A 23,779-nucleotide genomic window follows, 5' to 3' on the forward strand; every position below is an offset into this window, starting at 1 on the left:
GTGTCAGTCAGTGCATCTGCAACTGACCCACCGCTTTCGCGAGCAAGCCCGCTCCCACATTTGTTTTGTGGTGTTCACAAGGCCGATGCCAAATTGTGGAAAACAAATCTGGCTCCCCTCCAAAGCGCGACATATAGCCGCCGCAAATCCCTGTTTTGTCACAGTTTTGACTTGTCCCCATCCGCTGTGGAACCGGCTGTGGGTAACGTGGGAGTAGCTGGCTGAAAGCCACTGAATACGTGGCCTGTAGCGCGGCGGTTGTTTTTTGAACAGCGGTTTTTTCGTCGCCCTTCGAGGGCTTTGTCAACCTGTTTAAAGACACAGGTATATGACCGATTTATGTCCACTCAGCCTGTGGATAAGTCTGTGATTAAACTCTGGAAAGACCTCCGCAGAGGCCGGAATGACTGGCCTGGAGCCATCGCTCGGTTTTCCCTTCGCGAGATGGGCCTACATACGGCCCCGCCCAGGTCAAGCAAAAAACTTTCTAAAACCGCCTGCAAGCCCTGCACACAGGGGCCTGAGGCTTTTTGCACTTGCCCCCAAAGACTGTGGGCGCAGTTGTGGATAACCTGCGTGCATATGGCTGCAGGCCACGGTTTATAAGGCTTTTCGAGATATGGTTAATAAATGATCAGGCTTGCATGAAGTTATACGCATAGCGGTTGCCGCCACGGCGGCGTAAGGGCATTCTGCTGGCTGATTTTTTCCCGATGCCCGCAAGGAGAACACCATGTCCGACACGCTGTTTATTACTGGCGCAACTTCCGGTTTTGGCGAGGCCTGCGCCCGCCGTTTTGCCGAAGCCGGCTGGAAACTGGTGCTCACTGGCCGTCGTGCCGACCGCCTCAATGCGCTGGTCGAAGAGCTTTCCAAGCAAACCGAAGTCCACGGCCTGGTGGTGGATGTGCGTGACCGCAAGGGCATGGAAGACGCCATCGCCAACCTGCCGCCGTCGTTCGCCAAGCTTCGCGGGCTGATCAACAACGCCGGCCTGGCCGTGGGCACCGACCCTGCGCCCAAGTGCAACCTCGACGATTGGGAAACCATGGTCGACACCAACATCAAGGGCCTGCTGACCACCACCAACCTGCTGCTGCCACGCCTGATCGCGCACGGCCGTGGCGCGGGCATCATCAACCTGGGTTCCATCGCCGGCAACTACCCGTACCCGGGCAGTCACGTGTATGGCGGCTCCAAGGCGTTCGTGAAGCAGTTTTCGCTAAACCTGCGTTGCGACCTGCAAGGCACCGGCGTGCGCGTGACCAACATCGAGCCAGGGTTGTGTGAGAGCGAGTTCTCGCTGGTGCGCTTTGGCGGTGACCAGGCGCGTTACGACGCGACTTATGCCGGTGCCGAGCCGATCCAGCCGCAGGACATTGCCGACACGATCTTCTGGGTCATGAACACTCCGGCGCATGTGAACATCAACCGGTTGGAGCTGATGCCGGTGAGCCAGACCTGGGCTGGGTTTGCAATTGAGCGTGGGGCCAAGGCTTAAGACCGCGCCGCGCCCATCGCAGGCAAGCCAGCTCCCACACTTGGATTTGTGAATACATTCAAATGTGGGAGCTGGCTTGCCTGCGATGGCGTCATATCGGTCAAAAACAGGCCATAAGGTACACTCCCCTCCTGAAAACCCCTCCGCACTGTGCGGATTTAAGGTTTTGACGGGAGGAAATGTGAGTAACCGAGGTGAGCAGGCACTGCTCAAGCAATCAACGATCCTGATGTTCGCCGTCGCGATCGCCGGGATTGTCACGGGTGTGGTCTCTGGCGCCCAGTCCATTCTGTTCGACGGCTTTTTCTCGCTGATCGCCACCGCCATCAAGGTGTTGATGCTGATCACGGCCAAGCTGATCGCCAAGAAAAGCAACGAGCGCTTCCAGTTCGGCTATTGGCACCTGGAACCCATGGTGTTGCTGATCGAAGGCAGTTTCCTGTTGTTGATCGCCATCTATGCATTCCTCAACGGCGTGTTCGGCATTATCAATGGCGGGCGCGACATCGAGTTGGGGCTGGTGATCATTTATGCGGCGGTCTTCACCGTCGTGGAATTCGCCTACTTCTTCTACGTGCGCTATCGCAATCGCACACTCAAGTCTTCGCTGATCCAGTTCGATAACATCAGCTGGCTGGTGGACGCGATGCTGTCGATAGGCTTGCTGATCAGCTTTTTAGCGGCACTGTTGCTCAAGTCCCAGGGCTACGGCGAGTGGGCGGTGTATGTCGACCCGTTGATCCTGATCCTGCTGGCCCTGAGCATGCTCGCGCCGGCGCTGAAGATCCTGCGCCCGGCCTTGCGCGAGGTGCTGGGGATTGCCCCGGACCAGTTGGATGACAAGGTGCGCGAAGTGATGGAAGCGGCCCAGGCCAAGCATGGTTTCGACGACTACGTGTCTTACGTGCAAAAGCACGGGCGGGCGCGGTTTATCGAGATTCATGTGGTGTTGCCGGCGGATTACCCGGTGGACAACGTCGCGACCCTCGACGGGCTGCGCGAAGAGATATCCACAGGGCTGGGGAAACCGGATGCGGCGCGCTGGTTGACCATCAGCTTTACCGGGGATCGCAAGTGGATTGCGTGAGGTCAGTCAAACGGAGTTGACGCCTTCGCGAGCAAGCCCGCTCCCACATTCGACCGCAGTCCAAGGATGGACTCGGTCAAAATGTGGGAGCGGGCTTGCTCGCGAAGAGGCCCTGGAAGTCACCCCAAATGCTGGATCAACCCCTGATAACAGGTCGCCAAATGATAAGGCGTGGTCGACGGCATATCCCGCCGGCTGACAAGCCCCTGATCATTCAGGCACTCATTCCAACCCTTTTCATGCAAGAACCGCAGTTGCAGCGCGCGTAACTGACGCTGCAGCACCGCTTCGCTGTTCGGCCGCAAGGTCAGTGCCCGCAAATACTCGGCCTGGGCCCAGATACGCTGCGTGCCGTCGCGCACGGTGCCGTCCAGGGCCAGCATGCCGCTGACGGCCCCCGTCACGTTATCCACACCCGTTTGTTCGGCGTAGGCAAACGCGCGGGTCAATGACGCATGCAGTGGCGTGCCGCGCAGCACGTCCGACGATTCCAGCAAAAAGAACCACTCGAATTGGTGGCCCGGTTCAAACCAGTTATCCACAGCGCCCAGCGGTTTTTCCATCATCACGCCATGCTGGCGGTCGATGAAACGCTGCTGCATGGCCGTCGCCAAGGCCAGCAACGCCGCTTGCACGTCGGCATCGTCACGCACCGCGAGGGTGGCGAGGAAACCCTCGGCCAGGTGCATCAACGGGTTCTGCAGCGGGCCGGATTTGAGGGACGACCAATTGCGTTCGAGCACCGCTTCGTACAGGCCGTCGCCGGTGGCAAAGCGCTGCGCAACCACTTCCAGGGCGGCGTTGAGCACCGACTCCACCAACGGTTCACGCACTTTGGCCCAGTAGTGGGCACAGGCGAAGATGATGAAGGCGTGGGTGTAGAGGTCTTTGCGCTTGTCCAGCGGCTTGCCGGCCGGGTCGATGCTGTAGAACCAGCCGCCGTGTTCGGCATCGTGGAAATGCCGTTGCAAGGACCGGAACAGCGCAGCGGCGCGCTCCTCGGCAAACTCGGCGCCGGTTTCGCCGATCAGGCTGGCGAACAGGTACAACTGCCGGGCGCAGGCCATGGCGCGGTAGCGTTGCGGGGGCAGCGGCTGATGATCGGCGTCCAGTGCCTCATAGGGCAAGGCCAGGTCGGCATTCCAGCCCGGGCCCTGCCAGAGCGGCACGATCAGGCTGTGGAAGTGCGTGAGCACGGCGTTCAAGGCGGAGTTTGGAGCGGTGGGCATTGGCTGGCGTCGTCACGGCAGGGGTGTAGGCGCGCATGGTAGCAGGGTTGGGTTCTATGGTGTCTGTGGGGCCGCTATCGCAGGCAAGCCAGCTCCCACATTTGATTGGGTTCGCAGATCAAAATGTGGGAGCTGGCTTGCCTGCGATGAGGCCCTGACAGGCGCCGCAAATCAGCCCGCCAGCAACCAAACCCCAGTCGCCGCCGAAGCCGCCCCAGCCACCCGTACCAACGGCGCCGCCGCTGCTGGCAGGAAGCGCACCACGGCATAACCGGCAGCGTGCAACACGGCGGTCGCGCCGACAAACCCGGCCGCATACGCCCAAGGGCTGGACATGTCCGGCAGTTCAAGGCCATGGGCTACGCCGTGGAACAAGGCAAACAATGCCGTCGCCCCCACCGCCACGAACAACGGCGGGCGAACGGCCAAGGCCACCGCCAGGCCCAGTGCGAGCACCGAGGCGGCGATCCCGCTTTCCAGGGCCGGCAGTTCCAGGCCTTCAAAGCCCAGCAGACCGCCGACCAGCATGGTGCCGACGAACGCACACGGCAGGGCCCAGCGCGCATTGCCTTTTTGCTGTGCCGCCCACAGGCCGACAGCGACCATGGCCAGCAAGTGATCAATACCGCCCAGCGGGTGGCTGATGCCGGCCACCAGCCCGTTATCGCCATGCCCGGGGTGAGCGAAGGCGAGGGCAGGGGCGAGCAGCAGGGCGGCGGTTGCGAGAAGTTTGTTGAGACCCATGACAGGCTCCTTTCAGGGTGGGATCAGGCTGCAGTCAGCAGGCCCTGACGTTCGATAAAGGCGACGATGTCATCCAGGCCGACACCGGTTTTCTGGTTGCTGAACACAAACGGCTTGCCGTTGCGCATGCGCGTGGTGTCGCTGTTCATCAGCTCCAGCGATGCACCGACCAACGGCGCCAGGTCGATCTTATTGATCACCAGCAAGTCGGATTTGCAGATACCCGGGCCACCCTTGCGTGGCAGCTTGTCGCCGGCCGACACATCAATCACGTAGATGGTCAGGTCCGACAGCTCCGGGCTGAAGGTGGCCGACAGGTTGTCGCCACCGGACTCCACCAGGATCAGGTCCAGGCCGGGAAAGCGCCGGTTGAGCTGGTCGACGGCTTCCAGGTTGATCGACGCATCCTCGCGGATCGCGGTGTGCGGGCAGCCGCCGGTTTCCACGCCGATGATGCGCTCGGGCGCCAGGGCCTGGTTGCGCACCAGGAAGTCGGCGTCTTCACGGGTATAGATGTCGTTGGTGACCACGGCCAGGTTGTAGCGATCGCGCAGGGCCAGGCACAGGGCCAGGGTCAGCGCGGTCTTGCCGGAGCCCACCGGGCCGCCGATGCCGACGCGCAGGGGTTGTGTGTTCATGTGCTTCTCCAAGGTAATGGGGCTCTAGGAACGAAACAGGCGGCTGTACTGGCGCTCATGGGCCATGCACGCCAGGGACAGGCCGAATGCGGCGCTGCCGATGTGGTTCAGATCGATGCGCCCCGCGTCCTGCTGGGCTTGCTGCAATAAGGGCAGCAGCTCACTGGTCAGGCGCTGAGCCGCTTGTTGCCCCAGGGGCAGGGTTTTCATCAATACGGCCAACTGGTTTTCCAGCCAGCTCCACAGCCACGCGGCCAAGGCGTCTTCGGGGCTGATGTGCCAGGCGCGGGCGGCCAGGGCCCAGCCGAGCGCCAAGTGCGGTTCGGCCTGTTGTTCAAGAACGCGGCGTGCGGCGGTGTCGAGTTCGGGCAAACCGTTTAACAGCTGCTGCAGGGAGTAGCCCATCTGACGGCTCTCTTGATACAACTCGCGGGTCTCACGACTGGCGCGGTGTTCCTCGCACAACTGCGTCAGGCGCGGCCAGTCCTGCTCGGCGGCGGCACAGCAATGGGCGAGCAGCAACGGTGCTTCGAAACGGGCCAGGTTGAGCAGCAACTGGTCGCTGATCCAGCGTCGGGCGCTGGCCGCATCGCTGACGCGGCCATTCTCCACCGCCATCTCCAGGCCCTGGGAATAGCTGTAACCGCCAATCGGCAATTGCGGGCTGGCCAGGCGCAGTAGCGCCCACGCTGGGTTCATAGGCGTACGCCGAACTGGTGCAGCTTGGGCGGGTAGTTGAAGTCTTCATCGCCATGGCGTGAATGGTGATGGCCACCGCCATAGGCGCCGTGTTCCGGCTGGAACGGTGCTTCGATGGTTTCGGTGGTGGCGCCCAGTTGTTCGAGCATGGCCTTGAGTACGTAATCGTCGAGCAGGCGCAGCCAGCCGTCGCCGACTTGCAGCGCTACGTGCCGGTTGCCCAGGTGATAGGCGGCGCGGGTCAGCTCAAAGGCGCTGCTGCAGGTGACGTGCAGCAGTTGTTCAGGGCGTGCGCGCACGCGTACGACACGTCCGTCTTCGGCTTGTAGGAATTCGCCATCGTGCAGCGGCGGCTGGCCGCGCTCCAGGAACAGGCCGACGTCTTCGCCATCGGCACTGAAACAGCGCAGGCGGCTTTTGCTGCGGGCTTCGAAATTCAGCAGCAGTTCAGCGGCCCAGAGGGCTTGGGGGGCGATTCGGCGGTGGATCACCAGCATCAGGAAGCTTCCAGCTAAGAGCGATGAAAGAGCTAGAGCAAGGGCCTTGCCAATCACGCCGGGGAGTGGGATTTCCCTGTAGGCAGGCACGGACGTGCCACCCAATAGGGCGTCAGGCGATTCGTTGAGTGTTTCAAAATGGTGCGTTCCTGGATTTATAGCACCGGATCTGGGCGTTTTGCGTTGAGAACGGCTCTGCGCTGCATGAAGTTTCTTTCATCTATTTCGAGCTGGTGTTTTTACGGATTTGTCCTACGCGGTATGGGGATATTCCGTTCATGGCGTTAGGCGGGGGTTCTTTAGGCTGTGCGCCGTGTTTAATCCACTGCGACGTTCATCATGTTTCGATCAATTTTGTGTTTAGTCATTGTCAGTCTGTCTTTCTTCACGGCTTCGGCCTCGGCCAATGTTCAACCCCGCACCGCGTTCGGCGCTTCACTGCAGGGCATAAAACCCACCTCCATTGACGACGTCATCGATCGTGCCCACGAGTTTTTGGGTACGCCGTATAAATGGGGCGGGACCTCGGCGGAGCAGGGTTTCGATTGCAGCAGCTTGCTGGTCTATTTGTTCAAGACGCAAGCCAATATCCAGATCCCACGCACGACGGCGGCCATGCACCGTTCAACGGCACAGACCATCAAGCGTGGGGCGCTCAAGCCCGGGGACGCGGTGTTTTTCAAGGGTAACGGGCGCGGTCAGGTCAGCCATGTCGGCCTTTACATCGGGCAGGGCAAGTTCATTCATTCGCCACGTACGGGCAAGAACGTGCGTATCGATTCGTTGAGTAATAGTTACTGGAACAAGCACTACACCACCGCCAAACGCTTTCACACGTCGGGATGACCGGCTTACTCGGTGCTGCCCAGGCCTTGCCAGTGCTTGAGGCCAATGAAGATGAAGCGCAATTGCTGGGTGATTTTTGCCTGGGGCGTGAGGTGGGCCGGTAGCGCCTGGGCCGGTGGGTCGATGATATCGGGCAGGGTGGCGAACACGCTCTTGACGATCAGGTCGGCCATCACATGCAAGCCTTCGGCATCCAGGTGCTGGAGCTTGGGCATCAGCGTGAGGTCGGCCGCCAGGTCGCGGGTGATGTCTTCGCGCAACGCACCAATGGCTTGGCGCACGGCAAGGCTGCCACCGTACTGTTCGCGGGCGAGGAACAGGAACTGGGAGCGGTTGGCCGACACTACATCGAGGAAGATCCGCACGGACGCATCGATGATCCCGCCCATCACGAATTCGTTGTGACGTACCAGGCGAATCGTCGCGCGGAAGGTCTGGCCGACTTCACTGACCAGCACCAACCCGAGCTGGTCCATGTCGTCAAAGTGGCGGTAGAACCCGGTGGGCACGATGCCCGCAGTCTTCGCCACTTCGCGCAGGCTCAGGCTGCCAAACCCACGGCCACACTCCATCAGATGGCGGGCTGCGTCCATCAAGGCGAGGCGGGTCTGTTGCTTCTGTTCGGCGCGGGGCAGCATGGCGAGCGGGCTTTGTCGGCAAGTACAGCGACGCACTCTAGCAAAACCGCTTTGCTGGCGTCGAACTTGGCGGGGGTGGTGCGAGGCGCGATCTATATAAAAGCAAAAGCCCGATCGGCAGATCGGGCTTTTTTCTGGGCCACCACGGGCTTAGCTCTGAGCTTGATGCAGTTCTTGCAGGCGGTCTGCACCACCTTCGGCAACACCGTCGGTGTAAGCGCGTTTGTTGGCTTGTTCAGCACCGCCTTCAACCAGGCCTTTCTGTTCCAGGCGATCACGGCCACCTTCAGCAACACCTTCGGTGTAGGCGCGTTTGTTGGCTTGTTCCGAACCGTTTTCAGCAACGCCTTTGGCGTAGTCGCGGTTCTCTTCTTCTTGCGAACCGCTGCGAGCCAGGGTCTGGCTGGACTGAACGGCTTGCGCTTTGTTCTGTGGGGTGGCCTGTTCGGCGGCTGGCAGGGCGAAGGCACTGGAAGCCAGGACAGACAGCAGGACGGTAGCGAGTACTTGGCGTTTCATGATGGTTGCTCCTTGGGAGGGCGATAAAGTGGGTACAGGGCTAATGCTACTCTCGATAAGTCGATATAAAAGTTCATAAACACAATGGTAATAATCAACAGAATTGATTGTTCCCGGCAGAGGCTCTAGAACGCGCCTCTCAAGCCCGCGGTTTTGCACCGTGGTGGGTATTTTCGACACGGCCCTGGGTAACAATGGTGCGTCGTCGATGCTGGAAACTGTCCGTTCGATCAGAAAACTGGCTTTTTGCGACTAAAACGATGATCCGGTTAAACCCCCGCGCCGTTTGCCAGTCGTAGCCTTATGAGCTGTAGTTCAGCTAGTCGTATTCAGGAGTCATGTGCAATGACGCGCACGCGTAAAATCGTTGTCTGGAGCTGCGCCAGCTTCGCTCTGTTAATCGCCGTGGTGGTGTTGGTCCTGGTGTTTTTCGATTGGAACCGCATCAAGCCGCCGCTCAATGCCAAAGTCTCCGAAGAGCTGCATCGACCGTTTGCCATCAATGGCAACCTGGCGGTGGTGTGGGCGCGTGAGCCGGATCAAGGCGGCTGGCGTGCCTGGGTGCCGTGGCCGCATGTGATTGCCGAAGACCTGACCCTGGGCAACCCCGACTGGTCGAAGAAACCGCAGATGGTCACCCTCAAGCGCGTGGAATTGCGCATCTCGCCGCTGGCGTTGTTGGCGCAGCGCGTGGTAATTCCGCGCATCGACCTCACTGAACCGAGCGCCGACCTGCAGCGCCTGGCCGATGGCCGCGCCAACTGGACCTTCACGTTCGACCCCAAGGACCCGAATGCCGAACCGTCAAGCTGGGTGGTGGACATCGGTGCCATCGGCTTCGATAAAGGCCATGTAACCCTCGACGACCAGACCCTCAAGACGCAATTGGACGTCACCATCGATCTGCTGGGCAAACCGATTCCCTTTGGTGAAATCGTCGGCGCTGCCGATGCCAAGAAGGCCCAGGAAAAAGGATCAAACCCCCAGGACTATGCGTTCGGCCTCAAGGTCAAAGGCCAGTACCACGGCCAGAAACTCGACGGCACTGGCAAGATCGGCGGCCTGCTCGCCTTGCAGGACGCGGCCAAACCGTTCCCCTTGCAGGCCCAGGTGAAAATCGCCGACACCAGCATCGCCGTGGCCGGTACGTTGACCGACCCCCTCAACCTCGGCGCCCTCGACCTGCGCCTGAAACTCTCCGGCAGCAGCCTGGGCAACCTTTACCCGCTCACGGGCGTCACCTTGCCGGATTCGCCGGCGTATTCCACCGACGGCCACTTGATCGCCAAGCTGCATGAAGCCAGCGGCGCCTCATTCACCTACGAAAACTTCAACGGCAAGATCGGCAACAGCGATATCCATGGCAACCTGGGCTACGTCGCCAGTCAGCCACGGCCCAAGCTCACGGGCGCGCTGGTGTCCAACCAACTGCTGATGACCGACCTGGCTCCGCTGATCGGCGCCGATTCCAACGCCAAGCAAAAGGCCCGTGGTGGCGAAAGCAAACAGCCCGCGACCAAAGTGCTGCCGGTGGAAGAGTTCCGTACCGAGCGCTGGCGCGACATGGATGCCGATGTGGAATTCACCGGCAAGCGCATCGTGCAGAGTGCCGAGTTGCCTTTCACTGACCTCTATACGCATCTGGTGCTCAACGATGGCGAGCTGAGCCTTGAGCCCCTGCGCTTTGGCGTGGCCGGTGGCAAGCTGGATGCGCAGATTCGCTTGAACGGCCGTACCACGCCCATGGAAGGTCGCGCCAAACTCACTGCGCGCAACTTCAAGCTCAAGCAACTGTTCCCGACGTTTGAGCCGATGAAAACCAGCTTTGGTGAACTCAATGGCGACGCGGACATCGCCGGACGTGGCAACTCCGTGGCGGCGTTGCTGGGCAGCTCCGACGGTAACCTCAAGATGCTGGTCAATGACGGCGCCATCAGCCGTGGCCTGATGGAAATTGCCGGGCTCAACGTGGGCAACTACGTGGTCGGTCGCCTGTTTGGTGACAAGGAAGTGAAGATCAACTGCGCGGCGGCGGACTTCGGCATCAAGACCGGCCTGGCGACCACTCGCCTGTTCGTGTTCGATACCGAGAACGCGATCATCTACGTCGACGGCACCGCGAACATGGCCACCGAACAACTGGACCTGACCATCACGCCGGAGTCCAAGGGCTTTCGCATGTTCTCGTTGCGTTCGCCGCTGTACGTCAACGGGCCGTTCATCAAGCCCAATGCTGGTGTGAAAGCCGTACCGCTGATGCTGCGTGGTGCGGGGATGGTGGCGCTGGGTGTGATCGTCGGGCCTGCGGCCGGGCTGCTGGCGCTGGTCGCGCCGAGTGGTGATGTGCCTAACCAGTGCGCACCGCTGTTGCAGCAGATGAAAGAAGGCAAGGCGCCTAAGACGGTGAAGGGCTAACTGACGAAACCGAAACCAAAAATGTGGGAGCTGGCTTGCCTGCGATAGCGCCGTAACAGACAACCTATGCGTTGACTGTTGCATAGCTATCGCGGGCAAGCCCGCTCCCACAGTGGGTTCAGAGGTGTTGCGGTTTACAGGTCTTGCAGAATGTCCGCCATGTCGTCGGCGTGCTCTTCTTCCTGGGCCAGGATTTCTTCGAACAGGCGGCGGGTGGTCGGGTCTTTGTCGCCGATGTACTGAATGATTTCACGGTAGCTGTCCACCGCGATGCGCTCAGCCACCAGGTCTTCGTAGACCATTTCCTTGAGGTTCTTGCCCGCAACGTACTGCGCGTGGGAGTGCTTCGACAGCAGGTCAGGGTTGAACTCCGGCTCGCCGCCCAGTTGCACGATGCGTTCGGCCAGTTTGTCGGCGTGCTCGGCTTCCTGGGTGGCGTGTTCCAGGAACTCGCTGGCGGCCACGCTGGCCTTGAGTCCGTTGGCCATGAAGTAGTGGCGCTTGTAGCGCAACACGCAGACCAGCTCGGTGGCCAGCGACTCGTTGAGCAAGCGGATGATTTCTTCGCGGTCGGCGTCATAGCCTTCAGTGACGGCGCCGTTTTCGACGTGCTGGCGGGCGCGGCTGCGCAGGGTGGCCACGTCGGTCAAGTGTGCTTCAGTCATCTCAATCTCCTGGTGCTAATCCGGTTTTACGCCACGCTCTGCTGGCGTGATCGCTCCAAGTTGTGAGTGTTGGCTGAAGCAAAAAGTTTTATCGGATTTCAAAGGGCATGGCCGGACAGCTTTGCCTCCTGTTGCACCCACTGGAAAAACGCACGCACCGGCGGATGACGCTCACGTCCCGGTACACACAGGGCGCTGTAACCGGCGCCGTCCACATGGATCTGCGGCTTGTAGGGCACCAGCAAACCGGTGGCAACGCTTTCCGACACCAGGATGTTGCTTGCCAGTACCAACCCCTGGCCGGCAATCGCCGCCTGCAAGGCGTAGTGCTCCTCGTCGTATTCGCGCAGCAAGCTCGTGTGGGCCAGCCACGTTTCGCCGGCCTTCTCGCACCAGGCCTGCCAGCCCAGGGCGTACAGCTCGGAGTTATGCCAACGCACGCTGATCAGCGTCGGCACCTGGCTGCTCGCCCGTGCGACGTGTTCGGGGGAGCCGTACACCGCAAAGCGCTCATCGAACAGGCACTCGCCGTACAGGTGCGGGTAGTCGCCGAGGCTGTAGCGAATCACCAGGTCGACGCTGGCGTCCTGTTGCAGGTCGACCACGTCGCATTGGGTGTCCAGGCGCAGGCTGATGTCGGGGTGGGCGGCATAAAAACGCCCCAGCCGGGGCACCAGCCACAACGCGGCAAACGCCGGGGTGGTGGAGACGGTGAGCTGTCCGGCACTGCGTTGCGGGCGCAACGTGTCGAGGCTATGGGCGACGTCCAGCAAGGCGCCGTGCACGCTGCGAAACAGCCGCTCACCGCCTTCGGTGAGGCGCACCTGGCGCGGCAGGCGCTCGAACAACGGCACGCCCAGCCAGGTTTCCAGGCTGCGTATCTGGTGGGACACCGCCGTGGGCGTCACCGACAGTTCCAGGGCGGCCGCCTTGAAGCTCAATAGTCGCGCTGCCGATTCAAAGGTGCGCAGGGCGGTGAGGGGCAGTGAGGCAAACATGCGGGCTCCATGGATGAGATGAATTCATCCAGATTAACTATTGCTCATTTGTCGGCTCGTGCTGCCATCACTAGATTTGCGAGCAAGCGTGGCGGCCAATCAGGTCGCCTGAGTCTAACTCGTGAAGGTAATACAGATGAAAAAAATGCTAGTGATTCACGCCAGTCCCCGTGGTGAGCGCTCCCATTCGCGGCGCCTGGCCGAGTCGTTCTTGGAGGCCTGGCAGGCGGCCAACCCGGATGCACAGGTGACCCGTCGCGAAGTCGGCCGGGCGTTTATCCCCCATGTGACCGAAGCCTTCGTGGCCGCCAATTTCTACCCCGAACCGCAGGCGTTGCCAAAGGTGATGAAGGCCGACCTGCAATTGAGTGACGAACTGGTGGGCGAGTTGATCGAGCATGATCTGCTGGTGATCGCGATGCCCCTGTACAACTTCGGCGTGCCCAGCGGCCTCAAGGCCTGGATCGATCAGATCGTGCGCATGGGCCTGACCTTCGACATCACCCAGGACAGCCACGGCAACGCGCAATATCACGCGCTGCTCAAAGGCAAGAAGGCGCTGATCATCACCTGCCGTGGCGGCAGCGGCTTCGGCCCGGGTGGCGAGTTCGAGTGGATGAACCATGCCGACCCGCACCTGCGTACGGTGCTGGGCTACATCGGGATTGATGACGTCAGCGTGATCGCCGCCGAAGGTGAAGAGTCGGACAAAAGCGTGTTCCAGCGCGCATGCGCCGAGGCCGAACGCCAACTGCATGATGTTGCCGGGCGCTTTTAAGGTGTCATGAGTCTGTCACCGGGTGGTCATGTCGATTTATGAAACGCTGGTCTAGGATGGGTTCATCGCCTTCCCTATCAGGACCTCTGCGCCATGCCGCACTCCCTTGCCACGCGTTATCCCCTGGTGCTGGTGCCCGGCATGCTGGGGTTTGTGCGCCTGGGGTGGTTTCCCTACTGGTACGGCATCGTCCCTGCGCTGCGCAAAGGTGGCGCACAGGTCTTCCCGGTGCAGGTGGCGCCGCTGGACTCCAATGAGGTGCGCGGCGAGCAATTGTTGGTGCAGATCGAACGGATCCGCCGCGAAACCGGTGCCGACAAGGTCAACCTGATCGGTCACAGCCAGGGCTCGCTCACCGCGCGTTACGCGGCGGCCAAGCGCCCCGAATGGGTGGCGTCGGTCACCTCGGTGGCCGGGCCCAACCATGGGTCGGAACTGGCAGACCATATCCACACCCATTACCCCGCCGACAGCGTGAAAGGGCGCCTCATGAGTGCGCTGTTTCACCTGGTGGCCGGGGTGATGAGCCTGTTGGAAACCGGTTATCGGGGGCCACGTTTCAAGGCCGACTTGCACGCCTCCCACCTGTCCCTGACCAGCGTGGGCGTGGCCCTGTTCAACCGCCAGTTCCCACAAGGTTTGCCGCAGACCTGGGGCGGGCAGGGCGCTGAAGAGGTCAATGGCGTGCGCTACTACTCGTGGTCCGGCACCTTGCAGCCGGGCAAGACCGATCGCGGGCGCAACCTGCTCGACGGCACGAACCGCAGCTGCCGCTTGTTTGCCCGCAGCTTCGTGCGGGAGAAGGGCCAGTGTGACGGCATGGTGGGGCGCTACAGCTCACACCTGGGGTTGGTGATCGGCGATGACTATGCGCTGGATCACTTCGACATCGTCAACCAATCGATGGGCTTGGTGGGCAAGGGCGCTGAGCCGATTCGGTTGTTTGTCGAGCATGCCCAAAGGCTCAAGGCTGCCGGGGTGTAGCGGGTGGACTCGACCTAATTGTGGGAGCGCGTTCAGTCAGCACGCACCGGCGTCGTCCACCGCTCCGACAAAATCACCCCACCCAACGTCAGCAAACCGCCGACCAGGTGATACATCGCCAACTCTTCCTTCAACACCACCGCCGCAATCAGCGCGGTGATCAGCGGCAGCAGGTTGAAAAACAGCGTGGTGCGGCTCGGCCCGAGCGTCTTCACCGAGTGCATCCACGCCAACGGCGCCAGCATCGAGGCCAGCAGACAGGCGTACAGCACCAGCGGGATGTTCGCCCAACCCAGGCCTGCTTTTGTCGAGAACAGGAACAGCGGAAACAGCACCACCACGGCCACCAGTATCTGCAAGTACAGCAGCACCAGGGGCGGCAGGCGCAGGTGCCACTTTTTCAGCAAGGTGCTGTAGACCGCATAGGCGAGGGTGGCGACCAGCATCATGGCGTCCCCCAGGTTGACCCCGTGTTGCAGCAGCGCACCCAGGCTACCGGCCGAGACCACTACCACCACGCCGGCGAAGGACAGCACCGCACCGGTCAGCGCGCCAAAGGTGAGGCGCTGGCCGAGGCTGATGATCGCCGCCGTCAGCGCCATCAAAGGCATCAGCGACAGGATGATGCCCATGTTGGTCGCCGTGGTGACCGTCGCCGCGTAGTAGGCCAGGCTTTGGTACACCGCCATGCCCAGCACGCCGAGGATGAAAATCTTGCCCAGGTTCGGCCGGATCTGCGCCCAGTTTGCAATCACCGGCTTGAGCATGAACGGCGTGAACAGCAGCGCCGCCAGCAGCCAGCGGTAAAAGCCGATCTCGGCGGGGAAAATCGAGCCCACGGCGAGTTTGTTGACCACGGTGTTGCCGGCCCAGATAAAGATGGCCAGCAGGGGATACGCGTATTGCATCGAAAGAAACCAGATAGGTTGGTGAGGCAGGATTATCCCTTGTCTGGATCGCAGCCTATACTGCGATCCAGCCAACTGACCTCTGCATCCAGACAACATGCCCAGACACACCGTCCGCCTCGCGGATTTCCCCAGCTTGCCGAGCCCGGTCTACTTCCGCTATTCCGAGTTTGCCCCCGACACCGAGTGCACCCCGCACCGGCATTTCTGGGGGTCGTTGGACTATTCAGCCAGCGGCGTTATGCGCATGGAGGTGGCCGGCAGCCGGTTTATGTCGCCGCCGCAGTACGCGGTGTGGATCCCACCGGATACCGAACACAGTTCCTATAACGCCCAGGCGATTGTCTACCGCTCCGTGGGCCTGGCGCCGGAGCTGTGCGAGCACCTGCCACAGGTGCCGTGCACCTTGGCGGTCAGCGAGATTCTCAAGGCCATCCTCAGTGATTTTGCACGTCGCGACGTCAACATCCCGCAGACCGAGGCTGATGTTCGCCTGGCCCAGGTGCTGGTAGACCAGCTCAAGCAGGCGCCGGTCCACGATTGTTTCCTGCCCTACGCCCGCCACCCTGGCGTGCTGGGTGTGCTGGAGGGCATGCAGGCCGACCCGGGGGACAACCGCCCCCTGGCGCAATGGGCCGAGCAAGTGCACGTGAGCGAGCGCACCCTGGCCCGGCAATTCGTGCGGGAGGTGGGCATGAGTTTTGGCGAGTGGCGCCAGCGCCTGCGTTACCTGGCGGCGATTGACGCCCTGGGCAGCGAACGCAGCGTGCAGCATGTGGCGTTTGACCTGGGCTACAGCACCGCGTCGGCGTTTATCGCGATGTTCCAACGCCACGCTGGCTGCACCCCAGAGCAGTACCGTCGATCGAATATCCGCGCCCGCTGAAGATGTAACAGGCTTTGACTACACTGCTGGGTAGGCCGCGCCCCTTCGGTGCGGTAACAGGGAGAAAACTCCATGAAGATGCTGCGTATTCCGCTGTTGATGATGGGCCTGCTGCTGTGTTCCCAAGGTTTTGCCGCGACCGCCCAGCAAAATAAGATGACCACCTGCAACGCCGACGCCACCACCAAGGCCTTGAAAGGCGATGAGCGCAAAGCCTTCATGAGCACCTGCCTTAAGGCGGCCCCGGCCGCCAACGACGCCAAGACCCTGACGCCGCAACAGCAGAAGATGAAAGACTGCAATGCGTCGGCGAAAACCAAGGCGCTGACTGGCGATGCACGCAAGACATTCATGAGCACGTGTCTCAAAGGTAGCTGACAGCACAAGTCTCCTGTGGGAGCGGGCTTGCTCGCGAATGCGGTGTGTCATTCAGCACGTCAATGTCTGGTCCATCGCATTCGCGAGCAAGCCCGCTCCCACACTGTCGGTGTTCGCAATATTCAGAGTTCTCGCTTGATTCCTTCAAGGCTGGCAGACTGCCAATCCTTTAAAGCCGTTCGTTTTGAGGCTGTATGCCAACGTTTTCTCAGCGTCACGTGATATTGCTGGCCAGCTACATCATCATTTTCGGCGGACTGCTGCTGGTACTGCCGCTCAAGTTGCTGCCCAGCCTGCTGGCCGGCCTGCTGGTTTTTGAACTGGTCAATATGCTCACCCCCCAACTGCAACGGCTGATTGAAGGCCGGCGTGCGCGTTGGCTGGCGGTGGCCTTGCTCGGCACCTTGATCGTCAGCGTGCTGACTCTGATCTTTGCCGGTGCCATCAGCTTCCTGCTCCACGAGGCGGAAAACCCCGGGGCTTCCCTCGACAAATTCATGGGCGTGGTCGACCGCGCACGGGGCCAACTGCCGCCTTTCGTTGACGCCTACCTGCCGGCGAGCGCCGCCGAATTTCGCGTGGCCATCGGTGATTGGCTGAGCAAGCACCTGAGCGAATTGCAGCTTGTGGGTAAGGATGCTGCCCACATGTTCGTCACCCTGCTGATCGGCATGGTGCTCGGCGCGATCATCGCCCTGCAGCGCGTACCCGACCTGACCAAGCGCAAACCCCTGGCTGCCGCACTGTTCGATCGCTTGCACCTGCTGGTCCAGGCCTTTCGCAACATTGTCTTCGCCCAGATCAAGATTGCTGCGCTGAACACCGCCTTCACCGCCGTCTTTCTGGCCGTGGTGCTGCCGCTGTGCGGGATTCACTTGCCGCTGACCAAGACCCTGATCGTGCTGACCTTCTTGCTCGGCCTGTTGCCGGTGATTGGCAACCTGATGTCCAACACACTGATCACTATCGTGGCGCTGTCGCTGTCGATCTGGGTGGCGGTGGCGGCGTTGGGCTATCTGATCGTGATCCACAAGATCGAGTACTTCCTCAACGCGCGCATTGTGGGCGGGCAGATCAGTGCCAAGTCGTGGGAGTTGTTATTGGCGATGCTGGTTTTCGAGGCAGCATTCGGCCTGCCGGGGGTGGTGGCGGGGCCGATTTATTATGCGTACCTCAAGAGCGAGCTGAAGCTCGGTGGGATGGTTTAAGCCTTGTATTGCCTGGGTTGTCCTCTTCGCGAGCAAGCCCGCTCCCACACTGACTGTGTTCACAGGTCTAAATGTGTAAACACAGTCAGTGTGGGAGCGGGCTTGCTCACGAAGGACGCGCCACGGTCTTTCAGTTAAAACTCAGTAGCCGTACCGCTTGCTGGCCTCAATCGCCAGGCCACTGCCGATACTGCCAAAGATATTGCCTTCCACATGCCGCGCATTCGGCAGCATTGCCGAAATGCTGTGGCGCAGCGCCGGGATTCCGCTGGAACCGCCGGTAAAGAACACTGTGTCCACCTGCGCCACGCTCACCGAAGCGTCGTTGAGCAGTTGCGTCACGCTGCCACGCACGCGCTCCAGCAGGCCGTCAATCGACGATTCGAACAGCGCCCGGCTCAAGTCCACGCTCAAGCCCGCTTCGATACGGTCGAGCGGCACATGGCGGCTATCTTCATGGGTCAGCTGGATCTTGGTCTCTTCCACTTCCATCGCCAACCAGTGCCCGGCGCGCTGTTCGATCAACTTGAACAGGCGGTCGATGCCGCCGGTGTCTTCGATGTCGTAGCGCATGCTGCCCAAGGCCAGCTGGGATTTCTGCGAGTACACCGAGTTGATGGTGTGCCAGGTGGCCAGGTTCATGTGGTGGCTGGTGGGCATGTAGGCGCCACTCTTCATGCGGCTGCCGTAGCCGAACAACGGCATCATGCCGTTGAGCGAGAGCTGCTTGTCGAAGTCGGTCCCGCCGATGTGCACGCCGCCGGTGGCGAGGATGTCATCGTGGCGATTGTCGTTGTGGCGACGGTCCGGCGACAGGCGTACCAAGGAGAAGTCCGAAGTACCGCCGCCGATATCGACGATCAGTACCAGCTCTTCTTTCTCGATGGTGGACTCATAGTCGAAGGCGGCCGCAATCGGCTCGTACTGGAACGAGATGTCCTTGAAACCGATCTTGCGCGCCACGTCCACCAGGGTGTTCTCGGCCTCTTGGTCGGCCAGCGGGTCGTCATCGACGAAAAACACCGGGCGGCCCAGCACCACTTCTTCGAACTCACGGCCAGCGTTGGCTTCAGCACGGCTCTTGAGCTGGCCGATGAACAGCGCCAGCAAGTCGGTGAACGGCATCGCCGTGCCCAACACGCTGGTGTCGTGCTTGATCAGCTTGGAACCCAACAGGCTCTTGAGCGAGCGCATCAGGCGGCCTTCGTAGTTTTCCAGGTACTCGTGCAGTGCCAGGCGACCGTACACCGGGCGGCGCTCTTCGAAGTTGAAGAACACCACCGACGGCAAGGTGATCTTGTCGTCCTCCAGCGCCAGGAGTGTTTCCATGCCGGGGCGGATCCAGCCGACGGTGGAGTTGGACGTGCCAAAGTCGATACCGCAGGCACGGGCTGGGGATGGGTTTTCCATGACAATCAGGTTCCGGTTGAAAAACGGCCGCGCAGTGTATGCCAGTCGAGGACGGATGCGTAGGCCGACCATCCGTTAAATCGCGCTTGAAACTGCGCGATTTGCCCCCACATCGAATACATACGGCAAGCGCCGATAACACTTTGACGCACCCCCAGGCCACATCACTCAACAGGTGCAATGCAGCGCACGTTGTGCCCCGGGCTGTGCGATCTCGATTAAGGATGGTGAACCGCCGATGGATTTCAAAGACTACTACAAGATTCTGGGTGTCGAGCCAACGGCTGACGACAAGGAAATCAAGGCCGCGTACCGCAAGCTCGCGCGCAAATACCACCCGGACGTGAGCAAGGAAAAAGACGCCGAAGCCAAGTTCAAGGACGCGTCCGAAGCCTACGAAGCGCTCAAGAGCGCCGACAAGCGCGCCGAGTACGATGAGCTGCGCAAATACGGCCAGCATGGCCAGCCGTTCCAGGGGCCACCGGGCTGGCAGAGCCGTGGCGGTTTTGGCGGCGGCGGCGGTGAGGACTTCTCGGACTTCTTCAGTTCGATCTTCGGCTCCCGTGGCGATGCCTTCGGTGGTGGCCAGCGCCGTCCTGCCGGGCGCAAGGGCCAGGACGTGGAGATGCAACTGACCGTGACCCTGGAGGAGACGCTGTCGGCAGAGTCCAAGCAGATCAGCTTCCAGGTGCCGCAGTACGACGCCTCGGGCCGTCACGTGACCAACACCACCAAGAGCCTGAACGTGAAGATCCCCGCCGGCGTGGCCGACGGTGAGCGCATCCGCCTCAAGGCACAGGGTGCCCCGGGAATCGGTGGCGGCGCCAATGGCGACCTGTACCTGATCATCAAGTTTGCCCCGCATTCGAAGTTTGAAGTCGAAGGCGAAAACCTGGTCATCAACCTGCCACTGGCTCCTTGGGAACTGGCGCTGGGCGCGGAAGTGGCTGTACCGACCCTGACCGGCAAGATCAACCTCAAGGTGCCGGCGGGTAGCCAGAACGGCCAGCGCATGCGTGCCAAGGGCCATGGCTTGCTGAACAAGGCCGGCGAGCGTGGGTTCCTGTACATCCAGCTCAAGGCCGTGATGCCCAAGCAGGCCGACGACGAGACCATCGCGTTGTGGCAGGAACTGGCGAAAAAAGCCGCGTTCAATCCGCGGGAACACTTCTGAAAATAACGGCCCCGCGCTGGCTATCCAGCGCGGCTGCCTTGATCGGAGCGACACCGCGGCCGCACGTCCTGTCGGCACCCGCCTGACGAGCTAACTACCTACCGCAGCGAAGGCTGCCGGGCATGGTCTGCTGATGCTTCCTTTGAAGCAGTGAGCAGTCACCCATGCCCATCGATACACCCAGCCTCGAGCCGCAAACCGCGGCCTACGAGGTGATCAAGCAAAAAGTACCCACCTGGTTGACCCAGGCGTCGGCCGCCACCCGCGACGCCTTCAAGGGCGCGCCCACCCATGAAGTCGATTGGCTCGACGGCCTCGACGGCAGCGAACGTCGTCAGTTGCAGCACTACACCAGTGCCTGCGCGCACTCGCAAAATGCCCTTGACCAGGCCATGGCCGACCTGCCCAGTGCCGAGGCGTTTGCCAAGCCGTTACTGGCCGCGGCACTCAAGGCGCAGTTCGCGATCGAGCCTGACCTGGACAACACCTACGTGGACTTGCGCAAGCCTGTGGAACTGGGCGCGTTTGGTCTCCGCGTCGGTAGTTTTTCGGTGTTGACCCTGAGCCTGCTGCAAGCGGCGTTGCACAATTTCGAAGAGAGCGAATGCGCCCCCGGTGCCTTTGCCTCTGCGTCACGGTTCAAAAGCGGGCCGGCTGAACATGACGCCAGTGCGGCCGTGGGGATCAGCATCGAAAGCTTCCTGGGCCTGTGCCGGCGCCTGGACATCGGTGCGCAGTACCAGGCGCGGCTGACGGCGTTTTTCCACAACGCCAGCGGCCTGCGCGGCCTGGTGATCCAGGCCCAGAAAGACGCCCTTCAAGCGGCCGCCTACACCGCATTGCTCAAGCAGGACATCGGGCCGGACGACTATGCGGTGATCGGTGCGGTGATCACGGGTGACCAGGAGATCCGCAGTCACGGCAAACCGGTCTGGTTCAACGACCTGAGCCTGATGGGCCTTCGTCTGTCGGGCTGTACCGCGTTCGTTGCCGTGGACAAACACCAGCACGCCGACGAGGTGCTGGTGTACATCCCCCACGACCCGCTGCACCCGCTGAAAAAATACGCCAGCCTTCAAGACCTGCAGGCGGAGCTGACCCGCCAATTGATGGAGGACGCCAAGGTGGGCGCGGGGCTGACGGCCTATCAAGGATTTCTCAAGAACACTATCGCCTACGCCGACCAGCCGACCTACCTGCGGCGCCTCACCGAGGACGCGTCCGATCAGCCCCGTGACCCCTACGGCACCGTGCGCACCGGGCAACACCTATTGCCGTTCGTCTCGCCAATCCTCTCGCTGCTCATCGGCCCAAAACAACTGCCCCCTGCGCCAACTGCACGTGAACCGATCAAGGATCCTAACTTTTACATCCAGGTCATCGCCAAGCGCGAGCTGTGGCAAGCCAACGTCGAGCTCTGGGGGGATAACTTCGACACGCTGCGCGACAAGCTGATCGCCGATGCCCGGGGCCATGCGGTGCCCACTGCGGATGTGGACGCGGCGGTGCGCGCCAGGAAGATCGCCGCCTTGGAGAGTGCCGGGCTGCTGGCGCTGAACCTGGTGTCGATGTTTGTGCCGGGGCTCGGGGAGGTGATGATGGCGGTGATGGCTGCGCAGCTGTTGTACGACGCCTTCGAAGGTGTGGTGGAGTGGCATGAGGGCGACCGCGAGGCGGCGTTGGGACACTTGACCGACGTGGCCGAAAACCTGGTGTTTATCGGTGTGATGGCGGCAGGGGGCCGGGTGGTGCGCAAAGCGTTAAACACTCCGGCGGTGATCGAGAAACTTGAGCCTGTGAGACTGCCCGACGGCCAGCAGAAACTGTGGAAGGCCGATCTTGCCCCCTACAAACTGCCGGTGCAGTTGGCGCCGGATGCCAAGCCGGACGTACTGGGCCTGTATGCCCATCAAGGGCAACGCGTGTTGCCGCTGGAGGGCGACCACTTTGCCGTGGCCTACGACGCGCAAGCCGCTGAATATCGCATCCAGCACCCGACCCGTCCGCAGGCCTACGCGCCGCGCCTGGCGCATAACCATGAGGGTGCCTGGCAGCATGAGCTTGAACACCCGTTGACCTGGGATGCCCCGACGACCCAGCGCCGCCTGGGGCAGCCTGCGCAAGGCCTGAGTGCCGAGCGCCTGCGCCAGGCCTGTGAGGCCAGCGGCATTGAGGCTGATGCCTTGCGCGCCGGGCATCTGGACCAGGAACCGGTGCCCCTGGCGCTCGCCGACACGTTGCAGCGTTTCAAGGCCGCGGACGATGTGGCGGACTTTATTGCGCAACTGAGGTCGGAGAGTGCCTTGCTGTACGCCAAGGCCGACCCGATGCTGCAAATGGATCTGTTGCGCCGCCGGGGCATGCTGCCGGGCGAATCGTACGTGGTGCTCGAACGCGATGGCACTCAGCTCTGGAGTGATCCGGTACTGCCCGGCCAGCCTCGTCAGGCGATAGTGCTTGCCGAGGGTGCGCAAGCGCGTGGGGAGTTGTTGCAAGAGGTCCTGGGTTACTTTCAAGCGGATGATCCGGCGTTAAGCGAGTTTCCCGGCCAGGCGAGTGAGTCATTGCCCGAGCGCGCACGCCAACTGCGCCACTACCTCGGTGCGCAGGCCCAATCCTTTGAAAGCGCGCTGGTGGAGGAGCACTATAAGGCGCGCAATTTCAGCGCCAACCCCGATGTCATGCGGCTCCAGGGGCAGTTCCCCAGCCTGCCGAACGCGATGGCCGAGCACCTGCTCAAAACCCTCAATGACGACGCGTTGCAGCGTTTTCGCAGCGCTGGCGAGTTGCCGCCCAACGTGCAGGAGCAGGCCCAATGGCAGGTCCAGGAGTTGCGCCTGACCCGCGCCTGGGAAGGGCTGTTCGTCGAGTCGCTGGCCACCGCCGACACCCCGCGCCTGCAAGCCCTGGGTACCGATTCGCGCGCGAACCTGCGCACGGCGTTGCTCGAACAGCCGCTGCGCAAGCCGGCCTACGACCCTTCGATGCGCTTGCTCGGCGGCGGTCGTGGTGTACGGCAGCTGATGGACACGGCCGCCAACGCCCTGCGCTCACCGGCCGAACGCGTGCGCCGGCTGTTCCCGGACTATACCGCGGACCAGACCCAGGCCTTGCTGCACTCACTGGGGGCCGAGGTGCGCAGCGGGTTGTCGCGCCTGGAGGACGAATACGCCACCCTGGAGCGTGACCTCAAGCACTGGGTGCGTGACAACGCTCCGCCGGTCAGCTTCACTGCCTTTGATCGCCAGGGAGGTTTCGTCAAGACGTTCGCTGATGCGATCAAGCGTTGCTGGCGTCGCCAGACCAGCACCCTCAGCATCGTCCCAGGCCATCCGCTCAACCTGCCTGCGCTCACGGCGGATTTCAGCCATGTCGAAGCGCTGGAGCTGGCCAACACGCCGTGGAACCGCGACGCCCAGACCTTCCTGAATAACTTCAGGCAGCTCAAGCGCCTGAGTATCCGCGAAGCAGCCCTCAGCGAACTGCCCGAAGGCCTGGAGCAGATGAATCAACTGACTCAGTTGCAGTTGCGCAAGAATCGGATTCGCTTGACGCCTTAGGCTGTGGAGCAACTGGG

General features: G+C 61.7%; 22 protein-coding genes. 11 read left to right on the forward strand and 11 right to left on the reverse strand.

What is annotated here, in order from left to right; all coding sequences use genetic code 11:
* Positions 1–733: 733 nt before the first annotated feature.
* The gene (locus HX803_RS00005; RefSeq protein WP_177109927.1) at positions 734–1,501 is read left to right on the forward strand and encodes an SDR family oxidoreductase; all 768 of its coding nucleotides are present in this window, start codon (positions 734–736) and stop codon (positions 1,499–1,501) included.
* Positions 1,502–1,682: 181 nt separating this feature from the next.
* The gene (locus HX803_RS00010) at positions 1,683–2,588 is read left to right on the forward strand and encodes a cation diffusion facilitator family transporter (protein WP_176997104.1); all 906 of its coding nucleotides are present in this window, start codon (positions 1,683–1,685) and stop codon (positions 2,586–2,588) included.
* 119 nt (positions 2,589–2,707) lie between these two features.
* On the opposite strand, the gene HX803_RS00015 is transcribed toward HX803_RS00010, so the two are convergent.
* The 5 genes from HX803_RS00015 to ureE all read right to left on the reverse strand — a co-directional run bounded on the left by HX803_RS00015 (position 2,708) and on the right by ureE (position 6,395).
* Entirely contained in the window at positions 2,708–3,817 is a 1,110-nt protein-coding gene (locus HX803_RS00015) for an AGE family epimerase/isomerase (protein WP_178918397.1), read from the reverse strand.
* A gap of 171 nt (positions 3,818–3,988) precedes the next feature.
* On the reverse strand, positions 3,989–4,561 hold the full coding sequence (locus HX803_RS00020; protein ID WP_178918398.1) for a HupE/UreJ family protein: 573 nt from the start codon (positions 4,559–4,561) through the stop codon (positions 3,989–3,991).
* Positions 4,562–4,584: 23 nt separating this feature from the next.
* Positions 4,585–5,199 (reverse strand): urease accessory protein UreG, encoded by a 615-nt coding sequence (ureG, locus tag HX803_RS00025; RefSeq protein WP_016972570.1) that lies wholly within the window; start codon positions 5,197–5,199, stop codon positions 4,585–4,587.
* Positions 5,200–5,223: 24 nt separating this feature from the next.
* Entirely contained in the window at positions 5,224–5,898 is a 675-nt protein-coding gene (locus HX803_RS00030) for an urease accessory protein UreF (RefSeq protein ID WP_178918399.1), read from the reverse strand.
* Entirely contained in the window at positions 5,895–6,395 is a 501-nt protein-coding gene (ureE, locus tag HX803_RS00035; RefSeq protein WP_178918400.1) for an urease accessory protein UreE, read from the reverse strand. The genes HX803_RS00030 and ureE overlap by 4 nt, the downstream gene beginning before the upstream one ends.
* A gap of 339 nt (positions 6,396–6,734) precedes the next feature.
* On the opposite strand from ureE, the gene HX803_RS00040 reads away from it, so the two are divergent.
* Complete coding sequence (locus tag HX803_RS00040) at positions 6,735–7,241, forward strand: C40 family peptidase (RefSeq protein WP_178918401.1); 507 nt, start codon at positions 6,735–6,737, stop codon at positions 7,239–7,241.
* A 5-nt stretch (positions 7,242–7,246) separates the two neighbouring features.
* Here the strand turns inward: HX803_RS00040 and HX803_RS00045 are convergent, their stop codons facing one another.
* A complete protein-coding gene (locus HX803_RS00045; protein ID WP_178918402.1) occupies positions 7,247–7,879 on the reverse strand; it encodes a TetR family transcriptional regulator in 633 nt (210 codons plus the stop codon).
* Between the two features lie 150 nt (positions 7,880–8,029).
* Positions 8,030–8,398 carry a hypothetical protein gene (locus HX803_RS00050; protein ID WP_178918403.1) on the reverse strand — a complete coding sequence of 123 codons (369 nt, stop codon included), beginning with the start codon at positions 8,396–8,398 and terminating at the stop codon, positions 8,030–8,032.
* Between the two features lie 345 nt (positions 8,399–8,743).
* Between HX803_RS00050 and HX803_RS00055 the strand changes: the two genes are divergently transcribed.
* Complete coding sequence (locus HX803_RS00055) at positions 8,744–10,813, forward strand: AsmA family protein (RefSeq protein ID WP_178918404.1); 2,070 nt, start codon at positions 8,744–8,746, stop codon at positions 10,811–10,813.
* A gap of 134 nt (positions 10,814–10,947) precedes the next feature.
* Here HX803_RS00055 and HX803_RS00060 read toward each other — a convergent pair whose 3' ends face one another.
* The gene (locus tag HX803_RS00060; RefSeq protein ID WP_178918405.1) at positions 10,948–11,478 is read right to left on the reverse strand and encodes a bacterioferritin; all 531 of its coding nucleotides are present in this window, start codon (positions 11,476–11,478) and stop codon (positions 10,948–10,950) included.
* Positions 11,479–11,576: 98 nt separating this feature from the next.
* On the reverse strand, positions 11,577–12,476 hold the full coding sequence (locus tag HX803_RS00065; protein ID WP_178918406.1) for a LysR substrate-binding domain-containing protein: 900 nt from the start codon (positions 12,474–12,476) through the stop codon (positions 11,577–11,579).
* 136 nt (positions 12,477–12,612) lie between these two features.
* On the opposite strand from HX803_RS00065, the gene HX803_RS00070 reads away from it, so the two are divergent.
* Both HX803_RS00070 and HX803_RS00075 read left to right on the forward strand, forming a co-directional pair.
* Positions 12,613–13,254: an FMN-dependent NADH-azoreductase gene (locus tag HX803_RS00070; protein ID WP_178918407.1), complete on the forward strand. Its 642-nt coding sequence runs from the start codon at positions 12,613–12,615 to the stop codon at positions 13,252–13,254.
* Between the two features lie 93 nt (positions 13,255–13,347).
* On the forward strand, positions 13,348–14,238 hold the full coding sequence (locus HX803_RS00075) for a triacylglycerol lipase (protein ID WP_178918408.1): 891 nt from the start codon (positions 13,348–13,350) through the stop codon (positions 14,236–14,238).
* A gap of 32 nt (positions 14,239–14,270) precedes the next feature.
* On the opposite strand, the gene HX803_RS00080 is transcribed toward HX803_RS00075, so the two are convergent.
* Positions 14,271–15,146 (reverse strand): DMT family transporter, encoded by an 876-nt coding sequence (locus tag HX803_RS00080; protein ID WP_178918409.1) that lies wholly within the window; start codon positions 15,144–15,146, stop codon positions 14,271–14,273.
* Positions 15,147–15,243: 97 nt separating this feature from the next.
* On the opposite strand from HX803_RS00080, the gene HX803_RS00085 reads away from it, so the two are divergent.
* The 3 genes from HX803_RS00085 (at position 15,244) to HX803_RS00095 (ending at position 17,618) form a co-directional block, all read left to right on the forward strand.
* On the forward strand, positions 15,244–16,032 hold the full coding sequence (locus tag HX803_RS00085) for a helix-turn-helix transcriptional regulator (RefSeq protein ID WP_178918410.1): 789 nt from the start codon (positions 15,244–15,246) through the stop codon (positions 16,030–16,032).
* Positions 16,033–16,104: 72 nt separating this feature from the next.
* Entirely contained in the window at positions 16,105–16,410 is a 306-nt protein-coding gene (locus HX803_RS00090) for a PsiF family protein (protein ID WP_178918411.1), read from the forward strand.
* Positions 16,411–16,604: 194 nt separating this feature from the next.
* Positions 16,605–17,618, forward strand: coding sequence for an AI-2E family transporter (locus tag HX803_RS00095; RefSeq protein WP_178918412.1), 1,014 nt, complete (start codon positions 16,605–16,607; stop codon positions 17,616–17,618).
* Positions 17,619–17,759: 141 nt separating this feature from the next.
* Here the strand turns inward: HX803_RS00095 and HX803_RS00100 are convergent, their stop codons facing one another.
* The gene (locus HX803_RS00100) at positions 17,760–19,028 is read right to left on the reverse strand and encodes an Hsp70 family protein (RefSeq protein ID WP_178918413.1); all 1,269 of its coding nucleotides are present in this window, start codon (positions 19,026–19,028) and stop codon (positions 17,760–17,762) included.
* A 238-nt stretch (positions 19,029–19,266) separates the two neighbouring features.
* On the opposite strand from HX803_RS00100, the gene HX803_RS00105 reads away from it, so the two are divergent.
* Together HX803_RS00105 and HX803_RS32610 are read left to right on the forward strand one after the other, a co-directional pair.
* Positions 19,267–20,202 carry a DnaJ C-terminal domain-containing protein gene (locus HX803_RS00105; protein WP_178918414.1) on the forward strand — a complete coding sequence of 312 codons (936 nt, stop codon included), beginning with the start codon at positions 19,267–19,269 and terminating at the stop codon, positions 20,200–20,202.
* A 164-nt stretch (positions 20,203–20,366) separates the two neighbouring features.
* Complete coding sequence (locus tag HX803_RS32610; protein ID WP_256732784.1) at positions 20,367–23,762, forward strand: dermonecrotic toxin domain-containing protein; 3,396 nt, start codon at positions 20,367–20,369, stop codon at positions 23,760–23,762.
* The last annotated feature ends 17 nt before the right edge of the window (positions 23,763–23,779 follow it).

The organism is Pseudomonas sp. P7548, from assembly GCF_013386585.1.
In the GTDB taxonomy this organism is placed as follows: Bacteria; Pseudomonadota; Gammaproteobacteria; order Pseudomonadales; family Pseudomonadaceae; genus Aquipseudomonas.

What these genes read in the sequence shown, in the direction of transcription:
- HX803_RS00005 (WP_177109927.1), top strand. Translation starts at nt 734, where the DNA reads ATGTCCGACACGCTGTTTATTACTGGCGCAACTTCCGGTTTTGGCGAG.
- HX803_RS00015 (WP_178918397.1), bottom strand. Translation starts at nt 3,817, where the DNA reads ATGCCCACCGCTCCAAACTCCGCCTTGAACGCCGTGCTCACGCACTTC.
- HX803_RS00020 (WP_178918398.1), bottom strand. Translation starts at nt 4,561, where the DNA reads ATGGGTCTCAACAAACTTCTCGCAACCGCCGCCCTGCTGCTCGCCCCT.
- ureG (WP_016972570.1), bottom strand. Translation starts at nt 5,199, where the DNA reads ATGAACACACAACCCCTGCGCGTCGGCATCGGCGGCCCGGTGGGCTCC.
- HX803_RS00030 (WP_178918399.1), bottom strand. Translation starts at nt 5,898, where the DNA reads ATGAACCCAGCGTGGGCGCTACTGCGCCTGGCCAGCCCGCAATTGCCG.
- ureE (WP_178918400.1), bottom strand. Translation starts at nt 6,395, where the DNA reads ATGCTGGTGATCCACCGCCGAATCGCCCCCCAAGCCCTCTGGGCCGCT.
- HX803_RS00040 (WP_178918401.1), top strand. Translation starts at nt 6,735, where the DNA reads ATGTTTCGATCAATTTTGTGTTTAGTCATTGTCAGTCTGTCTTTCTTC.
- HX803_RS00045 (WP_178918402.1), bottom strand. Translation starts at nt 7,879, where the DNA reads ATGCTGCCCCGCGCCGAACAGAAGCAACAGACCCGCCTCGCCTTGATG.
- HX803_RS00050 (WP_178918403.1), bottom strand. Translation starts at nt 8,398, where the DNA reads ATGAAACGCCAAGTACTCGCTACCGTCCTGCTGTCTGTCCTGGCTTCC.
- HX803_RS00055 (WP_178918404.1), top strand. Translation starts at nt 8,744, where the DNA reads ATGACGCGCACGCGTAAAATCGTTGTCTGGAGCTGCGCCAGCTTCGCT.
- HX803_RS00060 (WP_178918405.1), bottom strand. Translation starts at nt 11,478, where the DNA reads ATGACTGAAGCACACTTGACCGACGTGGCCACCCTGCGCAGCCGCGCC.
- HX803_RS00065 (WP_178918406.1), bottom strand. Translation starts at nt 12,476, where the DNA reads ATGTTTGCCTCACTGCCCCTCACCGCCCTGCGCACCTTTGAATCGGCA.
- HX803_RS00070 (WP_178918407.1), top strand. Translation starts at nt 12,613, where the DNA reads ATGAAAAAAATGCTAGTGATTCACGCCAGTCCCCGTGGTGAGCGCTCC.
- HX803_RS00075 (WP_178918408.1), top strand. Translation starts at nt 13,348, where the DNA reads ATGCCGCACTCCCTTGCCACGCGTTATCCCCTGGTGCTGGTGCCCGGC.
- HX803_RS00080 (WP_178918409.1), bottom strand. Translation starts at nt 15,146, where the DNA reads ATGCAATACGCGTATCCCCTGCTGGCCATCTTTATCTGGGCCGGCAAC.
- HX803_RS00085 (WP_178918410.1), top strand. Translation starts at nt 15,244, where the DNA reads ATGCCCAGACACACCGTCCGCCTCGCGGATTTCCCCAGCTTGCCGAGC.
- HX803_RS00090 (WP_178918411.1), top strand. Translation starts at nt 16,105, where the DNA reads ATGAAGATGCTGCGTATTCCGCTGTTGATGATGGGCCTGCTGCTGTGT.
- HX803_RS00095 (WP_178918412.1), top strand. Translation starts at nt 16,605, where the DNA reads ATGCCAACGTTTTCTCAGCGTCACGTGATATTGCTGGCCAGCTACATC.
- HX803_RS00100 (WP_178918413.1), bottom strand. Translation starts at nt 19,028, where the DNA reads ATGGAAAACCCATCCCCAGCCCGTGCCTGCGGTATCGACTTTGGCACG.
- HX803_RS00105 (WP_178918414.1), top strand. Translation starts at nt 19,267, where the DNA reads ATGGATTTCAAAGACTACTACAAGATTCTGGGTGTCGAGCCAACGGCT.
- HX803_RS32610 (WP_256732784.1), top strand. Translation starts at nt 20,367, where the DNA reads ATGCCCATCGATACACCCAGCCTCGAGCCGCAAACCGCGGCCTACGAG.